We start from the raw sequence: 15,450 nt of genomic DNA on the forward strand, positions 1-15,450 counted from the left end.
GCGGCCCGGGAGGCAGGTCCGGGCCGCGGCAGGCATGGCCGGCGGGGCAGTCCCGCCGGTCCCGCTCAGAAGCGGTAGTTCACGCGGGCGGCGATGGTGTTCGCCTCGATATCCGCGCCCGAGCCGTCGAAATCGTCGAACTTGTGGTAGAGATACTCGACGCCGCCGACCCAGCGATCGGTCAGCATGATGTCCATGCCGGCGCCGGCCACCCAGCCCCAGTCGCTGGCGCTGGCCCCGCCGACATCGCCATCGGCATAGGCCGCGCCGCCCGTGAGGTAGAACAGCGTCCGGCCCGCGTCATAGCCCGCGCGGCCCTTCAGGCGGGCGATGGTGTCGATCTGGTCGGCGCTGCCCTCGACCTGGAGATCGGCCAGGCTCAGGTCTGCCTCGGCCCCCAGGACGAAATTGCCCAGGTCGTAGTTGTAGCCGGCCTGAAGCCCGCCGATCACGCCATCGAGATCGCCGCCGGGCGTCGCCTCGCCGAAGCCGTAGCCGAGGTTGCCACCGGCATAGAAGCCGGTCCAGTCGCTGCCCATCGGCGCCGGGGCCGCCACCGGGGCGGGCGCCATCACGGGCGTGTCGGCCGGAGCCGGGGCGAGATTGCCGGCCATTGCCGGGGCCGCAAGGCCGATCGTCGATGCGGTCAGGATGAGAATGCGTTTCATTTCATGTCCCCACGTTGTTTTCCCATCAAGGGAAGTTGTCGGTTTGCGCCGGATGTCCGGCACTGCTCATGTGGGGGACGCTGTCGCGCATTGAACCCCGGCGCCATTCACAAAGGTGAAACCCTGTTTCGACGGCGGAAAATGGCGGATCCGGCGCGATTTCGGCAGATTCCGGCTTGATCTCCCTGCGCGGGGCGGATACCTGAGGCGCGCTGCTGGGGAATAGTTTAACGGTAGAACAGCGGACTCTGACTCCGTCGGTCCTGGTTCGAATCCAGGTTCCCCAGCCAGACAATTCCAGCACCAAGACCCGAATCCATGACCTGCCGCCCGCACCGGATCGGGGGGCGGGCAACCGGCGACGGACCGCGCGCCCCATTGTGGTCGGATCCCTGCCGGCTGCCGTGTGGAAGCCGATCGCAAGCATCTGCGGAAAGACAGCGCACGGCCCGGGGGGTTAATCCCCGGATCGTGCGTTTTCTCGACGCGCGGACGCGCGCACCGGGATCACGGTCCGGTGACGGTCGGGGCGGGCAGGCCGTCCATCTCGACATTCAGGCAGGCGGGCTTGCCGCTTGCAAGCGCGCGGTCGAGCGCGGGGCCCAGATCCTCGGGCCGGGTCACATGCTCGCCATGCGCGCCCAGCGCCGCGGCCGCCAGATCGTAACGGGCGTCCGACAGCTCGCAGCCGATCAGCCGCGCGTTGCCGTAGTCGCGCAACTGGATCTGGTGCTCGGCGTTCCAGCGCCGGTCGTTGCCCACGATCAGAACGAAGGGCAGCCCCTCGCGGGCGGCGGTCTCGAACTCCGACAGAAGGAAGCCCACGGTTCCGTCGCCCACGAAGGCGATGACGGGACGACCGGAACAGGCGCGGGCCGCGGCCATGGCATAGGGCAGCCCGCCGCCGATGGCCCCCGAGACGCCGTTCACCACCCGGGCCGCGCCCCGGGTCAGGGCCTGCGCCCATTGCCCGAACTCGCCGCCATCGCTGATCACGACAGGATCGGGCAGCGTGGCGATCCGCGCCTGCAGGGCGGCGCACAGGCTGGCCGAGCTCAGGCGCGCCCCCGGTGCCGGCAGGTCCGGACGGCGGGCGGTCAGCCCCTCGACGCGGGCGCGCCAGTCAGGCCGCGGGTCTGCCCCCTGCCCCGATGCCAGCGCCTGCGCCATCGCTGCCGCGTCGGCCGCGACCACACGGCGCAGCCGCTCGCCCAGGTTGCGCCGCGCCATGTCGCGCGCGGGGGCGTCCGGGTCCACGACGATCCAGTCGCCGCCCGCGCCGAAGCCGGTGGTGAAATCCGCCTGCTTGCCAAGCGACAGGATCAGGTCCGCCTCGGCGAATACGGTGCCGAGCGCGCCCAGCGAGGGGTCGCGCAACCCGCGCGGGCTTTCCATCGCCAGCACGGGGGCCCCCAGCGCATCGGCCAGCCGCCCGGCCAGTCCCGGCGCGCGGGTCGCGTTCAGCGCCGGGCCCAGGATGACCAGCGGGCGCGCGGCTGCGCGCACGGCCTCGGCGATTTGCGGCAGCTCGGGCGTGACAGGCTCCGGCAGCACGACCCGGACCGGGTCCATGCCCGTCCCGGCATTCACCAGATCGAAGGGCAGCGCCAGGTGCACCGGGCCGGGCCGGCCCGACAACGCCAGGGCGATCGCCTCGGCCACCGCGCTGCCCATCTCCTCGACGGTGCGGATGCGCCGCGACAGCTTGGTCAGCGGTGCGGTCATCGCCGCCTGGTCGAATTCCTGGAAGGCCCCCTTGCCGTCCTGCCCCACGGGGCTGTCGCCCGACAGGATCAGCACCGGCGTCTCGGACGCGCGGGCCGACAGGATCGCCCCGGTCGCGTTGCCGATGCCAGCCCCCGCGGTCACCAGCGCGACGCCGATACCCCGCGTCAGCTGGGCATGCGCCTCGGCCATGTAGACGGCGCCTGCCTCGTGCCGTGTGTGGGTCAGGGTGACGCCCGCCTCGAGGCAGGCGTCGAAGACGGGCATGATCTGGTTGCCCGACAGCGCATAGATGTGCCGCACGCCCGCAAGCGCGAGAGTACGCACGAGAAGATCGGCGCCCCGCATCTCAGGACACCCGTCCCGAGGCGGCCGCCCCGGCCCCTTGCGGGCGGGTCGAGCGGATCGCCGCGCGCACGATCGCAAAGACCGTGATCGCCGTGAGTGCCCAGAAGAACCAGGTGATCGGCCCGCGGAACAGGATCGACGGATCGCTGCCCGACATCAGCATCGCGCGGCGGAAATTGTCCTCCAGCAGCGGGCCCAGGATGAAGGCGATCAGGAAGGGCGCCGCGGGCACCCGGAAGCGCATCATCGCGTAGCCGACCCAGCCCATGACGAACATGACGCCCACGTCGAAGATATTGTTGTTCACGGCGAACACCCCGTAGATGCAGAGCACGAGCACCCCCGGCACCAGCAGGCGCTTGGGAATGTCGGCGACAAACTTGAAACCGCGGATCGCTAGGCCGCCGATCACCAGCAGGAAGACCGAGCTGACGATCAGCCCGATGAAGAGCCCATAGATCAGGTCGATGTTCATCACGAACATCATCGGCCCCGGTTGCAGGCCATGCACCATGAAGGCGCCGATGATGATGGCGGTGATCACATCGCCTGGCACGCCAAGCGCCAGCAGCGGGATCAGGGTCGCGCCGGCGACGCCGTTGTTGCCCGCCTCGGAGGCGGCGACGCCCTCGATCTCTCCCTTGCCGAAATTGGCCTTGTTCTTCGATTTCCGCCGCGCCTCGGAATAGCTGAGAAAGGCGGCCGGGGCGGCGCCGATGCCGGGGATCGAGCCCAGGAACACGCCGATGCCGCTGCCCCGCAGGATCGAACGGAAGCAGCGCTTGTAATCGGCCCAGCTTGCGCGGCTCGCGCCCAGTTTGCGGGTCTTGCCCAGGTGCCCGGTCGGATGCCAGGCCAGCGCCAGCACCTCGGGGATGGCGAACAGGCCGATCAGCACCGCCACGAAGTTGAGCCCGCCCATCAGGTTCGGATCGCCGAAGGTGAAGCGGTTGGTGCCATAGACGAGGTCGAGCCCCACGGTGGCGAGCAGAAGTCCAAGGACGGCCGACAGCGCCCCGCGCATCAGGCTTTCGCCGGACACGCCCGCGATGATGGTCAGCGAGAACAGGATCAGGGTGAAGAACTCGGGCGGGCCGAAATTCAGCGCGAACGACGCCAGCCAGCCCGCGAACAGGATCAGCGCCAGGTTCGACACCAGGTCGGCGGTGCAGGACGCATAGAGCGCCATGCCCAGCGCGCGCCCGGCCTCGCCCCTCTCGGCCATCGGGTGGCCGTCGAGGATCGTGGCCGACGACGCAGGCGTTCCGGGTGTCTTGATCAGGATGGCGGGGATCGAGCCGCCGAAGATGCCGCCCTTGTAGACGCCCAGAAGCAGCAGGATGCCGTTCACGGGCTGCATCGCAAAGGTGAAGGGCAGCGCCAGGGCCACCGCCATGGTGGCCGACATGCCGGGGATCGCGCCCGCGATCACGCCGACCGCGATGCCCACGGCCAGCGACAGGAACGCCTCGACATTGCCGACAAGCGCCAGGCCCGCAAGGATGCTGTCGAACATGCTCATGGCAGCCTCACGAAGTTGCCCTGCGGGATCGCGACGCCCGCGACATGCGCGAAGAAGCCATAAAGCGCCAGCGGCAGCAGGACGGCGCAGACGACCGCAAGGACGCGGTAGCGCGTGCCCATCAGGAAGGCCGTCGCGGCAAAGACCAGCATCGAGGTCCAGACCATGCCGAGCCTGGGCAGCAGGAACATGGTCAGCACCATGATCGCCGCCATCCCGCCCAGGCGCGCCCAGGCGGCCGGGCCGCCGGGGGGGGCGGCCTCTTCGTCGTCGGGCGTGTCGATCTCGCCGCCGCGCAGCGCGCCCGCGACAAGCCCGATGCCCGTCAGCGCCATCAGCCCCGAAAGCACCGTCGGCCAGAACACCGGCGACATGACGATCTCGCGGACGTTGCTGGGCGATCTGACCCAGGTCGGTATTGCGTAGAAGTACAGAAGGCACGCGGCCAGCAAGGCCCCGACCCCTAGTTTAAGCCCGATGCTCCGGTTCGTGACCATGTCCTCACCCCTTTGTTGTAGTGGGGGCCGGCCCCGCTGGCCCGGCCCCCTGCCTGCGCGTCTTCAGGCGCGCCGTGGCTCAGCCCTCGACCCGCATGCCCAGGCGGTCAACCAGCGCGCGGAAGGTCTGGTACTGGTCCTGGATGAAGGCGTTCGCCTCTTCGGGGTCCATCAGTTCGATCACCGAGCCAAGCGAGGTCATCGTCTCGAGGAAGGTCGGATCCTGCGTCGCCTGGGCCATCCACTCGCCCCATTTCGCGGCCACGTCATCGGGCAGGCCGGCAGGCCCGGCGATCCCGGTCCAGCCCACCAGCTTTTCCAGCTCGGGCTTGCCCAGCGAGGCGGCCGAGGGGGCATCGAAGCCCTCGACCGGCTCGGAGGTGGTCACGAGGATCGGCTTCAGCTGGCCGTTCGCGACGAAATTCGCCAGCGCCGAGGTGTTGGTGCAGATGAAGGTGGCGGTGCCGTTCAGCACGGCGGTCGCCGCTTCTCCGTCGCCCGACAGCGGGATATGCACCGCCTGCTCGACCGGGTTCTCGATGCCGAACTCGCTCAGGACCATCGCACCCGCAAGATGCAGCATCGACCCCACGCCCGACGAGCTGTAGCTCACCCGTTCTTCCGAGACCCTGGCGACCAGGTCTTCCATCGTCTCGATGTCCGAGTTGGCGGCGACGGCGCAGGCGACGGGGTTGATCTCGTAGACGGTGACGAAGCGGAAATCGTCCAGCGTGTAGGGCAGCGTCGCCTTCATCGCCGGGTTCACGGTGTGCGAGCCGACGCGCGCGAACAGCATGGTATAGCCGTCGGGCTGGGCGTTCTGCACCGCGACCGATCCGGTAGCCCCCCCCGCGCCGGTGATGTTGGCCACGACCAGCGGCCGGCCCACCGCCTCGCCCAGCGGATTCGCGATGGAGCGGGCCGAGATGTCGGTCGCCCCACCCGCGCCATAGGGTATGACCATGTTGATCGGACGCTCGGGATAGTCCGCAAGCGCCCCGCCGGCGCCCAGTACGAGGGTTGCGGCGCAGACCGCGCCCAGCAATTTCAGCTTCATGTGGTATTCCTCCCTTTCCCTTTTGCGGACGCCCGTCTCCCGGTCGGTGCGCGCGCCCTTGACAACCTATAACCTTAAGGCGAACTTAATATAAGAAATAAAGCATTACGCTTTATGTAAGCATACCTTTCGGTGTCGGCCCCATGTCCATCAGGATGCTGCGCACGCTGATCGCGGTCGAGCAAAACAAGACTTTCAGCGCGGCCGCCGACGCGATGCTGGTCACGCATGCCGCGGTCAGCCAGCAGATGCGCCAGTTGGAACTGGAGTGGGGCGTGGCGCTGTTCGACCGGACGCGCCGCACGCCCGAACTGACCCCCATCGGCCGGGCCGTCGTGGCCAAGGCGCGCGAGGTGGTGAACGCCTATGACGCCATCGTGCCATCGGTGCTGGGCGACGAGGGGCTGAGCGGCGACATCGCGCTGGGGGCGGTGCCCACCTCGCTGACCGGGCTTGCGCCGCTGGCGATCGGGCTTCTGAAACAGCAATACGACCGCCTGATCGTCCACCTCCATCCGGGGCTGACCACGCATCTTCTGGTGCAGATCGAGCGCGCGACGCTGGACGCGGCCATCGTCTCGCGGCCCTTCGCGCTGGCGCCGCATCTCGAATTCGTGGAAATCGCGGTCGAGCCGCTGCACCTGCTCGCGTCGATGGACACCACGACCGACGACCCGGTGGAACTGCTGGAAAGCCACCCCTTCATCCGCTTCAGCCGCGATGCGGTGGTGGGCCAGATGATCGAGGCCTGGCTTCAGGAACGCGGGATCCGCGTGAAGGAAGCGATGGAACTCGAGGGGCTCGAGGCAATCTCGAGCATGGTGCTGGTCAATCTGGGCGTCTCGATCGTGCCGCGGCGCTGCGTGCAGGCGCTGAACCCGCGCCCGATCAAGCGCATCCCGCTTGGCCCCGACGCGCCGGTGCGGCGGCTGGGCCTGGTGTTCCGGCGCGACCATCCGCGCCTGCGCACCATCGAGGAGGTCGGCAACGCCCTGTGCAAGGCGGCCCGGCTTGGCCGGCTCGACGCGCTCAACACCCTGGCCCGGAAAGTCGAATGACCGCAGACGTGTTTCTCTACCTGGCCGCCGGCACGCTTGCGGGCGGCTTCATCAACGGGCTCGCGGGGTTCGGCACGGCGCTCTTCGCGCTGGGCTTCTTTCTCAACGTGATGAGCCCGGTGCAGGCCGTGGCCATCATCGTGGTGCTTTCCGCGCTGAGCGGGCTACAGGGCGTATGGCTGGTGCGGCACACGATCCGCGCGCAATCGGCCCGGCTTCTGCGGTTCCTGCTGCCGGCCATCGTGGCGATCCCGCTGGGCGTGTGGGCGCTGGCGCTGGTCGACGCGCAGACGCTCAAGCTGGTGACGGGCGGCTTCCTGCTGCTTTACGGCGGCTATTTCAGCCTGCGCAGCGCCCTGCCGAAATTCGAGCGCGCGACCCCCGTCGCGGACGGCGCCATCGGCTTTGCCGGGGGCTTCCTGGGTGGTGCTGCGGGCCTGTCGGGGGCGCTGCCGACGATGTGGTGCTCGCTCAGACCCTGGCCCAAGGCCGAGACGCGGGCGGTGCTGCAACCCTTCAACGTGGTGATCCTGGGCCTGACCGGGGTGATGCTGGCCTGGCAGGGCGCCTATGACCGGCAGACGGTCATCAGCACCGCGATTGCCCTGCCGATGGCGCTGGCGGCATCGCAGATGGGCATTTTCGTGTTCCGCAGGGTATCGGACGACACTTTCCGGCGGCTGCTGATCGGGCTGACCTTCGTCTCGGGCGCGGTGCTGCTGGCGCGAGAGTTGCTCTAGCGCTCGACGAAGACCTCGACGCACTGCACGGCGTTGTTGGCAAAGCCGGACAGGTTCCACTCCGGCTGAAGCGGCTGGGTGTTGCCATCGGCATCCGTCGCGCGGCAGGCAAGGACGTGGTGGCCGGGTGCTGCGTCCCAGTCGATCTGCCAGCCGGTCCAGGCGTGGCGGCCAAGCGGCTCTCCCAGGGTCGCCTCCTGCCAGCAGCCATCGAGCAGGACCTCGACGCGGGCGACGGGCACCGACCCGGCCCAGGCGCGGCCCCGAAGGGTGACGGGACCCGGCGCCAGAAGGCGCTTGCGGGTGATCCAGTCGGGCACGCCGGGGGGGACCATCAGCGACTTGACGCGGATCGTGGTCACCGGCGCGCCGGGTTCGTCCGGGGTCTGGCGGAAGCGGTAGGTGCCCACCTGCTGAAAGCCCTGGTAGCGTTCGGTCAGCGCCGTGATCGAGGTCAGCCATTTCACGCTGGCCATCCCGTACCAGCCCGGCACCACGATCCGAAGCGGCGCGCCATGCTGCGGGGCAAGCGGCTGGCCGTTCATCTGGTGGACCAGCAGCACGTCGAGCCCGGCCAGTTCCGCGGGCGTCAGGCTGCGGCCGAAGGCGTGGCCCACCCCCTTGTCATAGCCGTGATCCGCCCCCTCGAACGCGAAATCCACCACGCCCGCGCGGGGTCTCGCGCGTTCGATCAGCGGCGCCAGCGGCGTGCCGGTCCATTCGGCGGTGCCCACCGCCTCGTACATCCAGGGCATCGAGAAGGGGCGCGGGTCCATCCCCGCCCGACCGTTGCCCGCGCATTCCAGCGTGACCGGCATCGTCACCTGCGGCAGGGCGCGTATCTCGTCCAGGCCGATCTGGAAGGGGGCGTCGAAGGCGCCCTCGAAACGCAGGCGGTGCGTGTCCGGGTCGATCACCGGCACGTCGAAATGCGTCAGCAGGTAATGCGCGCCCAAGGGCGTCACGTCGAGCGCGAGCAGTTCCAGCATCGCGCCCGAATTGCGGTTCGCAAGCGCCACCTCCTCGGCCGAGAAAACCCCGGACACGGTTTCGCGCCGGGGCTGGGGGCCGTCGAAGGGGCTTGCGGGCATGCTCATCCGATCACCTCGTCCGAGCGGTCGTCGGTTTCGCCGTAGCGTTTCAGGACCGCGGGTTTCGTGCCTGCGTAAACCCGTTCCAGATTCTCGGCAATGCGCGCGTTCTCGCGCTCGAACAGGCAGTTCCCCTCCAGGTCGGATGCCACGATGAAGGGCCCCATCCGGTTGCAGCGGATCACCCACATCGCCTGCGCAAGGCCGAGTTCCTCGTGCCAGTGGACCGCCTCGACATTCTCGACCCCGCGGCCCAGCAGGGCGCCGGTGCCGTAGCCCACGGTCGAAAGATAGATCGCGCCGTTCGGCACGAAATACTCCCGGTAGTCCCTGGACGACATGCCCCCCTTGCCGATGATGAGCCGCGCGCCGGTCTGCGCGATCCAGTCGGGCAGCCACTTGGCAAAGCGGAACGATGCCGTGGCGGTCACGGCCCCCATGTCGAAGCTGCCATCCTGCCGGATCACGGCCGCCGGCGAGCAGTGGAAGTTCGCCGCGCTCTGCGAGGGCAACTCCATGGGGATGTTGGCCTTTTCCTCCAGCGCGCGCATGTAGACGCCCTCGCGGGCGGTGTACATCAGCCCGTCCAGGTAGACGATATCGCCAAGGCGCAGTTCTGCCAGGTCCTCGGGGCTGGGGGTGGTCGAAAGGCGGATCTCACGCGGTTTCATCGGCGGCCTCCGTCAGGGGGGACAGGCTGTCCAGGATCGTGGCGGTGTCGGCGCCCATCAGCGGAACGGGCGGCAAGCGGCGCTGCGCCCAGTCGGCGCGGAAGGGCAGGCCCGGCGCGCGCAGGGTCACGCCCAGTTCCGGCACCGGCAGTTCGGGCCAGGCCGGGCTGTCGGTCATCTGCGGATGGGCAAGCGCCTCTGCGAGCGTGAGGACAGGTGCTGCGGGCACATCGGCGCGGGCCAGCAACTCGTCCCACTCCGTGGCGCTGCGGGTGCGAAAGACCTGTTGCAGGGCATCGGCAATCTGGGCGTCCGACAGTCCCGCCCCGACCGCAAGCTCGGGCCGGCCGAGTGCGGCGCACAGGCGGGTGGCCTGTGCGGGGCTGTTGGCGGTGACGACCAGCGCCCCTTCGGCGGTATCGAAACGCCCCGAGAAGGGCGTGTCGGCGAAGGCGCGGTTGCCCTCGAGCCCGCGCAGGGCGCCGGTCGTCTGGTGGTGCAGCGCGTAGGCGCCCATCAGCGTCGTCATCGCCTCCAGCATCGAGACCTGCAGGCGCTGCGCCTTGCCGGGACGGCGCGCACGCTCGAGCAGGGCGGCCAGCAGCGCGGTGACCAGGGCCTGCCCGGCCACATAGTCCACGATCGGCAGGCCCACGCGCATCGGCCCGCTTTCCGGCGTGCCGGTCATGGCCATCAGGCCGCTGATGCCCTGGAGGATGTGGTCATAGGCAGGCCGCCCCGAAAGCGGTCCGTCCGGCCCGTAGCCCGACAGGCTGGCACAGATCACGTCCGGCCTGCACGCGCGCAGCGCCTCGAAGCCCATGCCCAGCCGCTCGGCCACGCCGGGGCGGAAATTCTCGACCACGATATCGGCGCGGGCGGCCAATTGCAGGGCGCGCGCGCGGTCGCCTGCTTCCTTCAGGTTCAGCACGATCGAGCGCTTGCCCGCGTTCTGACTGAGGAACGAGGCGCCGAGGCCCTTTTCTCGCATCTCCTGCGTGCCGCCATGACGGCGCACGAAATCGTCCCCGTCGGGGCGTTCCACCCGGATCACCTCTGCCCCCATCAGGGCCAGTTGCCCCGTGGCATAGGGGCCGGCCAGGACATGGGTCAGGTCCAGCACGGTGACCCCGCAAAGCGGCCCCGTTGGGGTCGGGTCGGTCATTCCGCCGCCTGCGCGAAGGGGTCCCATTCGACCGTCTCGCGCCGCTGGTAGGGGGTGAACCAGTCCGGGTCGGTGCGGTACTCGACCCGCCCGTCCGGCCAGAGCCGCGCCACCGCGCGCCGCGAGGACAGGCAGAAGGCGTGCACGCTCATCTGCATGCCGCCGGTGTGGCAGTAGCCCACCTCGATGTTGCAGTCGATCACCATGTTCTTGCCGACAAAGCCCATGGCCCCCATGCCGATGGAATTGCCAAGCTCCTTGAACTCGTCCTCGAGTGCCGCGATGCGCGGGTCGGAATTGCGGCTGCCCACGGTGCGCAGCACCGAGGCGCGCTTGCCCAGCACCATGCAGGTATCCTTGGACCCGCCGAGCCCGATGCCGATGATCGCCGGCTGGCAGGCCAGCCCGCGCTTGCCAAAGGCCACGAGGCAATCGAGGTAGAAACGCTTGATCCCCTCGATCCCGTCTGAGGGGAACAGCATCCGGTAATCGGTGCCGAACAGCCCGCCCTTGTGCACGGTGATCAGGTCGATCCAGTCGCCTTCCGGCTCGAAGCCGTATTCGATCTCGGGCGCGCCTATACCGACGTTGTTGTTGTGATCGGTCCGCCAGAGCGGGTGCACCCGGTTGGGGCGCAGGGGCACGTCATAGGTCGCCTTGGCGGTGGCCCGGCGCAGCGCGGCTTCCAGCGCGACCGGCCCGCCCTCGATCCGGGCGTCGTTGCCCATCTTGACGAACCAGCGCGGCACGCCGGTATCGCCGCACATCGCGCGGCGATCTTCCTTCGCGGCCTCGTAATTCTCCAGCATCGCCTGCAGCACGAAAGACGAAAGATCCCCGTCCTCGGTACTGGCGGCGGCCTTCAGCCCCTGAAGGTAGTCCTCGGGGATCTCGATCGCGGCCTTTTCCATCAGCCGCCCGGCGGTGCTCTGGATCAGATCGATCGGGATCATGCCCTGCCCTTTCGTGTCCGTGCTCATTGTGCGGCGACCAGCGTTTCCGGGGCGTCCTCGGGCAGGATCGTCTCGCCCGGGCGCACGATGGTGAACTGCACCTGCTCGCGGCTGACATCGACCCGCTCTCCGGCCTTGCGCGCCACGGTGAAGTAGGAGGCGTCCAGATCGCCCGGTTCGGGGAAATCCTCGCGGAAATGGGCGCCGCGCGAGTTCTCGCGCGCAAGCCCGGCCAGGGCGATCACCTCGGAGATGTCACACAGCGAGCGCAGGTTCAGCCAGTCGTGCCAGGTCAGGTTGAAGGCCAGGTCGTCGCCCGCGACGCCCGTCTCCATCAGCGCATCCGACACCTGCGCGATGCCGTCGAGCCCCCGCTCCATTCCGCGCCCCGTCCGCATCACGCCGACATCGTCCCACATCACCTCCTGCAGGCGGTTGCGCAGCGGCTGCACCAGGTCCGGCTTGCGGGTCAGCGGGTGCAGGGCGCGGGCGATCTCGGCGTCCAGCACCGCCTCGTCCGGGTCGCGCAGGGCGCCCATGCGGCGGATGTCGGCGCCCATCACGTCGCCCGCGATCCCGCCATAGACGGTGGAATTGGCGACACCGTTGCCGCCCAGCCGGTTCGAGCCATGCGCGCCGCCGGCATCCTCTCCGGCGACGTATAGCCCCTCCATCGCGGTGCGGGTGTCCACGTCCACCACCACGCCGCCCATGAAGTAATGCGCGGTCGGCACCACCTCGACCTTGCCCCCGGCCAGGTCGAAGCCGCAATCGGCGCAGCGCTTGACCATGCCCTTGAACTTCTCGGCCACCATCTCGGGCCCGAGATGCGCCATCGAGATGAACACGCCGCCGTTGGGCGAGACGTTGGACTTGCGCATCTCGGCATAGATGCCGCGGCTGACCACGTCGCGGGTGGCGCGCTCGCCCTTGGCGTCATAGTCGAACATGAAGCGGTTGCCCGCCCCGTTCAGAAGCTGCCCGCCCGCGCCGCGCAGCCCCTCTTCCAGCACGGTGCCGGTCATCCGCGTGTGATCCCCGGCCAGCAGCCCCGTGGGGTGGAACTGCACCATTTCCATGTCGCGCAGGGGCAGCCCCACGCGCAGCGCCATGGCCAGCCCGTCCATCGTCTTGTCGCCCGATGGGGTGTGGTACTTGTACATGGTCGGCCCGCCGCCGGTGGCCATCAGCACCGTCTTTGCCCGCACGAAGCGGAAGCGCCCTGTCCGCATGTCGATCATCAGCACGCCCGCCAGCGCGCTGCCATCCTTCGTCGGCACAAGCCCGATCGCGCGGTGTTCCTGCAACTTCTCGACGGGGCGCGCGAGCACCTGCTCCATCAGGCGGCTGATGATCTCGATCCCTGTCAGGTCGCCCTTGTGCACGGTGCGGTCGGCGGTCTGCCCGGCAAAGGCCTTCTGGTGGATGGTCCCGTCGGGATTGCGGTCGAAGAAGCAGCCGATCTCGTTCTCGAGCTCGTGGATGCGCACCACCGCCTGCTCGCACAGACGCCACGCCATGTCCTGGTTGGGCAGCCACTTGCCACCGCGGATCGTGTCCATGAAATGCCGCTCGACCGTGTCGCCATTGCCGAGCGCAACGTTGTAGCCGCCCTGCACCATGCGGGTGCAGCCGCATTTGCCGATCAGCCCCTTCACGGCGATGGTGATGCGGGTGCCCTCGGGCGCGGATTGCTGGGCGTGCAACGCCGCGAACAGCCCGGCGCCCCCGGTGCCCAGGATCAGGATGTCGGTGTCGTGCCGGTCGATCTGCGGTTTCATCACACAGCCCTCAGGAAGAATGCGCCGGACAGGAAGAAGGCCATCGCGACGGCGCCGGCGGCCAGCGTCTTGTGGCGGTCGGACCAGGGCAGCCATTCCAGCGCCAGAAGCCGCAGCCCGCCGAAGAAATGCACCGCCAGCAGGAAGACCAGCCCGAATTCGGCCAGCTTGACGAAGGGCAGCTCGGTGAATTCGAGCATCCGGTCCAGCTGGTCCGGTGCGGTCAGGGCCTTGGACAGGACCCAGAAATGGAGCGGCAGGAACAGCGCCAGCGCCAGCCCCGACAGCCGGTGCAGGATGAAGGCCAGCCAAAGCGGATGGGCGCGCGGCGGGCGTCTCATGCCAGCGTCACGGCCCAGACGGCCCGTGCCCCCATGACAAGCAGCAGGATCCCGATGCCCGTGCTGAGCAAGCTCAGGGCGCGGCCCCGCAGGCCCGCCCATTCGTGCAGGATCACCCGCAGCCCGATCGCGGCATGGATCGCGACGGCCACGACGAAGGTTCCGTAGAAGGCGAACCAGACCAGGGATCCCTGGGTGCGGCCAAGGATCTCGTCGGCCGAAAGCCCGCCCTGGATCGCGTAGATCATCACCGCGATATGGCCCAGCACCAGGGGCGCCATGATCAGCGCGGTGATGCGCTGCGCCATGTAGAGCCGCAGATCAAGCATTGCGCCGCCTCCGGAAAAAGCGCCTCGACGTTTCCCGCTTCAGCCCGGCGATGGCCGCCAGCGGGTTCAGCTCGTTCGGGCAGTATTGCGCGCAGCTGCCCATGGAATGGCAGTTGTGGCAGCCGCCCGTGCCCGATACCGCATCCAGGATCGCCTCGCGCCCGGCGTCGCGGCTGTCGTTCAGAAGCGTCCAGGCGCGCTGAAGCGCGGCCGGGCCCAGGTAGTCGGGATTGCCCGCGACGGTATCGCAGGCGGCATAGCAGACCGCGCAGTTGATGCACTCGATCCCGGCGCTGGCCGCGGCGCGGTCCGGGCTGTCCGGGTCCACCGGATCGAACGCGTCCGCCCGCCCGCGCGAGGGGTGATGCACCGCCTCGGCCTGCACCCACTTGTCGAAGAAGGGGTCCATGTCGGTCGCCAGATCCTTGATGACCGGCAGGTTGCGCAGCGGCTCGATCCGCAGGCTGTTGCCCTCGACCACCTTGGAGACATGGGTGCGGCAGGTCCAGCGCGGCACGCCGTTGACCATCATCGCGCAGCTGCCGCACATGCCGACCCGGCAGGCGAAGCGGTAGGTCAGGGTGGGGTCGGCGTATTGCTGGATCCAGCTGACCACGTCGAGCACCGTCTGGCTGTCCTGCGCCGGCACCTCGAAGCTTTGCGTAGCCCCCCCCGAGGTGGAGCCGCGCCAGACCGTCACCTCCAGCGGTTGCCTGCCTGCCGAACCGGTCATGCCGTTCTCTCCTTCGATCCGTCTCGGACCGTTATAAGTCTTAGAAGATATATCAGAAAGGAATAAATCATGACGATTACAGTAAGATAATCTTACAACTACCGCTCTGCGCCGGTCGGCTCCACATGCCAGCGAACCCGGGGCCCCGCGCGCGGAATGGCGCGGGCGGCAGGCGCGGCATCGGGGGCGACTTCGGCAGATCGGCGGCCGGCCCGCAAGACGCGCGCGGACATGGCGCATGTTTCCGGACCGGGCGGGACCATGGGCCAGCCGCTAAAGCGCGCAAGGAACGGCGCTGTCAGCGGGGCCTGGCGCGTATCCGGGACAGGGCGCGTCGGGTGCCGGCAGGGCAGGGCCGCTGGCGGATCGGCGGGCCGGCCCGGCCTTCCACAGGGCCGCGTGGGATGCGGCGATGCTCGGGGGCATGCGATCGGGCAATGGCCGGGGCGGCCCATGCACCACGGCGCGCCCGCCGCGCGAAAAGCGGCGAAGGATGCGCGGGGAGCAGACGGGCAACGCCCGCGCATGAAGGCCGCCTCGGCAACAGGCCAGGGCGATTGCGACATCGGCTCTGCCGGCCGGTCACGACACGCCAGCAAGCGCGGGCGAATGACGGCAAGCCCGCAAGATCAGGGCGGCTACGGCAACGGCGCCGCTGCACCGCGACCCGCGCGCGCGGGCGCGCAACCGGCCGACCCGCACGCGTGGGGCGCGCGACCGGCCCCCGCGCCCCGCGTCGCGCATCGGCCATGTCCGGTGGCATACGGATCA

Annotated in this window: 15 protein-coding genes and 1 tRNA gene; 3 read left to right on the plus strand and 13 right to left on the minus strand. The window is 69.1% G+C overall.

What is annotated here, in order from left to right; translation table 11 throughout:
* Positions 1 to 65: 65 nt before the first annotated feature.
* Positions 66 to 668, minus strand: coding sequence for an outer membrane protein (locus tag HMH01_RS11025; RefSeq protein ID WP_171325501.1), 603 nt, complete (start codon positions 666 to 668; stop codon positions 66 to 68).
* 216 nt (positions 669 to 884) lie between these two features.
* On the opposite strand from HMH01_RS11025, the gene HMH01_RS11030 reads away from it, so the two are divergent.
* Positions 885 to 958 (plus strand) — tRNA-Gln (locus tag HMH01_RS11030).
* A gap of 217 nt (positions 959 to 1,175) precedes the next feature.
* On the opposite strand, the gene HMH01_RS11035 is transcribed toward HMH01_RS11030, so the two are convergent.
* The 4 genes from HMH01_RS11035 to HMH01_RS11050 all read right to left on the minus strand — a co-directional run bounded on the left by HMH01_RS11035 (position 1,176) and on the right by HMH01_RS11050 (position 5,817).
* On the minus strand, positions 1,176 to 2,741 hold the full coding sequence (locus tag HMH01_RS11035; protein WP_171325503.1) for a thiamine pyrophosphate-binding protein: 1,566 nt from the start codon (positions 2,739 to 2,741) through the stop codon (positions 1,176 to 1,178).
* 1 nt (position 2,742) lies between these two features.
* Positions 2,743 to 4,263 carry a tripartite tricarboxylate transporter permease gene (locus tag HMH01_RS11040; protein ID WP_171325506.1) on the minus strand — a complete coding sequence of 507 codons (1,521 nt, stop codon included), beginning with the start codon at positions 4,261 to 4,263 and terminating at the stop codon, positions 2,743 to 2,745.
* Positions 4,260 to 4,760 carry a tripartite tricarboxylate transporter TctB family protein gene (locus HMH01_RS11045; protein WP_171325508.1) on the minus strand — a complete coding sequence of 167 codons (501 nt, stop codon included), beginning with the start codon at positions 4,758 to 4,760 and terminating at the stop codon, positions 4,260 to 4,262. Before HMH01_RS11045 ends, HMH01_RS11040 begins: the two co-directional genes overlap by 4 nt.
* Positions 4,761 to 4,839: 79 nt before the next feature.
* Positions 4,840 to 5,817, minus strand: coding sequence for a Bug family tripartite tricarboxylate transporter substrate binding protein (locus HMH01_RS11050; RefSeq protein WP_171325510.1), 978 nt, complete (start codon positions 5,815 to 5,817; stop codon positions 4,840 to 4,842).
* 143 nt (positions 5,818 to 5,960) lie between these two features.
* On the opposite strand from HMH01_RS11050, the gene HMH01_RS11055 reads away from it, so the two are divergent.
* Positions 5,961 to 6,875, plus strand: coding sequence for a LysR family transcriptional regulator (locus HMH01_RS11055; RefSeq protein ID WP_171325512.1), 915 nt, complete (start codon positions 5,961 to 5,963; stop codon positions 6,873 to 6,875).
* Positions 6,872 to 7,615, plus strand: a complete 744-nt coding sequence (locus HMH01_RS11060; RefSeq protein ID WP_171325513.1) for a sulfite exporter TauE/SafE family protein — start codon at positions 6,872 to 6,874, stop codon at positions 7,613 to 7,615. Before HMH01_RS11055 ends, HMH01_RS11060 begins: the two co-directional genes overlap by 4 nt.
* Here the strand turns inward: HMH01_RS11060 and HMH01_RS11065 are convergent.
* From HMH01_RS11065 to HMH01_RS11100, 8 genes are read right to left on the minus strand one after another with little or no spacing between them, the layout of a single operon-like run.
* Positions 7,612 to 8,712: a sulfite oxidase gene (locus HMH01_RS11065; RefSeq protein ID WP_246237394.1), complete on the minus strand. Its 1,101-nt coding sequence runs from the start codon at positions 8,710 to 8,712 to the stop codon at positions 7,612 to 7,614. The genes HMH01_RS11060 and HMH01_RS11065 overlap by 4 nt on opposite strands.
* Complete coding sequence (locus HMH01_RS11070) at positions 8,709 to 9,377, minus strand: fumarate hydratase C-terminal domain-containing protein (protein ID WP_171325515.1); 669 nt, start codon at positions 9,375 to 9,377, stop codon at positions 8,709 to 8,711. The genes HMH01_RS11065 and HMH01_RS11070 overlap by 4 nt, the downstream gene beginning before the upstream one ends.
* Entirely contained in the window at positions 9,364 to 10,542 is a 1,179-nt protein-coding gene (locus HMH01_RS11075; protein WP_171325517.1) for a CaiB/BaiF CoA transferase family protein, read from the minus strand. The genes HMH01_RS11070 and HMH01_RS11075 overlap by 14 nt, the downstream gene beginning before the upstream one ends.
* Entirely contained in the window at positions 10,539 to 11,495 is a 957-nt protein-coding gene (locus HMH01_RS11080; RefSeq protein WP_171325519.1) for a fumarate hydratase, read from the minus strand. The genes HMH01_RS11075 and HMH01_RS11080 overlap by 4 nt, the downstream gene beginning before the upstream one ends.
* A 23-nt stretch (positions 11,496 to 11,518) precedes the next feature.
* Positions 11,519 to 13,276: an L-aspartate oxidase gene (locus tag HMH01_RS11085; protein WP_171325521.1), complete on the minus strand. Its 1,758-nt coding sequence runs from the start codon at positions 13,274 to 13,276 to the stop codon at positions 11,519 to 11,521.
* Positions 13,276 to 13,617, minus strand: a complete 342-nt coding sequence (sdhC, locus tag HMH01_RS11090) for a succinate dehydrogenase, cytochrome b556 subunit (protein WP_171325523.1) — start codon at positions 13,615 to 13,617, stop codon at positions 13,276 to 13,278. The genes HMH01_RS11085 and sdhC overlap by 1 nt, the downstream gene beginning before the upstream one ends.
* Positions 13,614 to 13,946, minus strand: coding sequence for a succinate dehydrogenase/fumarate reductase transmembrane subunit (locus HMH01_RS11095; protein ID WP_171325524.1), 333 nt, complete (start codon positions 13,944 to 13,946; stop codon positions 13,614 to 13,616). The genes sdhC and HMH01_RS11095 overlap by 4 nt, the downstream gene beginning before the upstream one ends.
* On the minus strand, positions 13,939 to 14,679 hold the full coding sequence (locus HMH01_RS11100) for a succinate dehydrogenase/fumarate reductase iron-sulfur subunit (RefSeq protein ID WP_171325526.1): 741 nt from the start codon (positions 14,677 to 14,679) through the stop codon (positions 13,939 to 13,941). Before HMH01_RS11100 ends, HMH01_RS11095 begins: the two co-directional genes overlap by 8 nt.
* Positions 14,680 to 15,450: the final 771 nt, after the last annotated feature.

Origin of the sequence: Halovulum dunhuangense, assembly GCF_013093415.1 — a bacterium.
Taxonomy (GTDB): Bacteria; Pseudomonadota; Alphaproteobacteria; order Rhodobacterales; family Rhodobacteraceae; genus Halovulum; species Halovulum dunhuangense.

What these genes read in the sequence shown, in the direction of transcription:
- HMH01_RS11100 (WP_171325526.1), bottom strand. Translation starts at nt 14,679, where the DNA reads ATGACCGGTTCGGCAGGCAGGCAACCGCTGGAGGTGACGGTCTGGCGC.
- HMH01_RS11035 (WP_171325503.1), bottom strand. Translation starts at nt 2,741, where the DNA reads ATGCGGGGCGCCGATCTTCTCGTGCGTACTCTCGCGCTTGCGGGCGTG.
- HMH01_RS11095 (WP_171325524.1), bottom strand. Translation starts at nt 13,946, where the DNA reads ATGCTTGATCTGCGGCTCTACATGGCGCAGCGCATCACCGCGCTGATC.
- HMH01_RS11065 (WP_246237394.1), bottom strand. Translation starts at nt 8,712, where the DNA reads ATGAGCATGCCCGCAAGCCCCTTCGACGGCCCCCAGCCCCGGCGCGAA.
- HMH01_RS11055 (WP_171325512.1), top strand. Translation starts at nt 5,961, where the DNA reads ATGTCCATCAGGATGCTGCGCACGCTGATCGCGGTCGAGCAAAACAAG.
- HMH01_RS11045 (WP_171325508.1), bottom strand. Translation starts at nt 4,760, where the DNA reads ATGGTCACGAACCGGAGCATCGGGCTTAAACTAGGGGTCGGGGCCTTG.
- HMH01_RS11050 (WP_171325510.1), bottom strand. Translation starts at nt 5,817, where the DNA reads ATGAAGCTGAAATTGCTGGGCGCGGTCTGCGCCGCAACCCTCGTACTG.
- sdhC (WP_171325523.1), bottom strand. Translation starts at nt 13,617, where the DNA reads ATGAGACGCCCGCCGCGCGCCCATCCGCTTTGGCTGGCCTTCATCCTG.
- HMH01_RS11085 (WP_171325521.1), bottom strand. Translation starts at nt 13,276, where the DNA reads ATGAAACCGCAGATCGACCGGCACGACACCGACATCCTGATCCTGGGC.
- HMH01_RS11060 (WP_171325513.1), top strand. Translation starts at nt 6,872, where the DNA reads ATGACCGCAGACGTGTTTCTCTACCTGGCCGCCGGCACGCTTGCGGGC.
- HMH01_RS11070 (WP_171325515.1), bottom strand. Translation starts at nt 9,377, where the DNA reads ATGAAACCGCGTGAGATCCGCCTTTCGACCACCCCCAGCCCCGAGGAC.
- HMH01_RS11075 (WP_171325517.1), bottom strand. Translation starts at nt 10,542, where the DNA reads ATGACCGACCCGACCCCAACGGGGCCGCTTTGCGGGGTCACCGTGCTG.
- HMH01_RS11025 (WP_171325501.1), bottom strand. Translation starts at nt 668, where the DNA reads ATGAAACGCATTCTCATCCTGACCGCATCGACGATCGGCCTTGCGGCC.
- HMH01_RS11040 (WP_171325506.1), bottom strand. Translation starts at nt 4,263, where the DNA reads ATGAGCATGTTCGACAGCATCCTTGCGGGCCTGGCGCTTGTCGGCAAT.
- HMH01_RS11080 (WP_171325519.1), bottom strand. Translation starts at nt 11,495, where the DNA reads ATGATCCCGATCGATCTGATCCAGAGCACCGCCGGGCGGCTGATGGAA.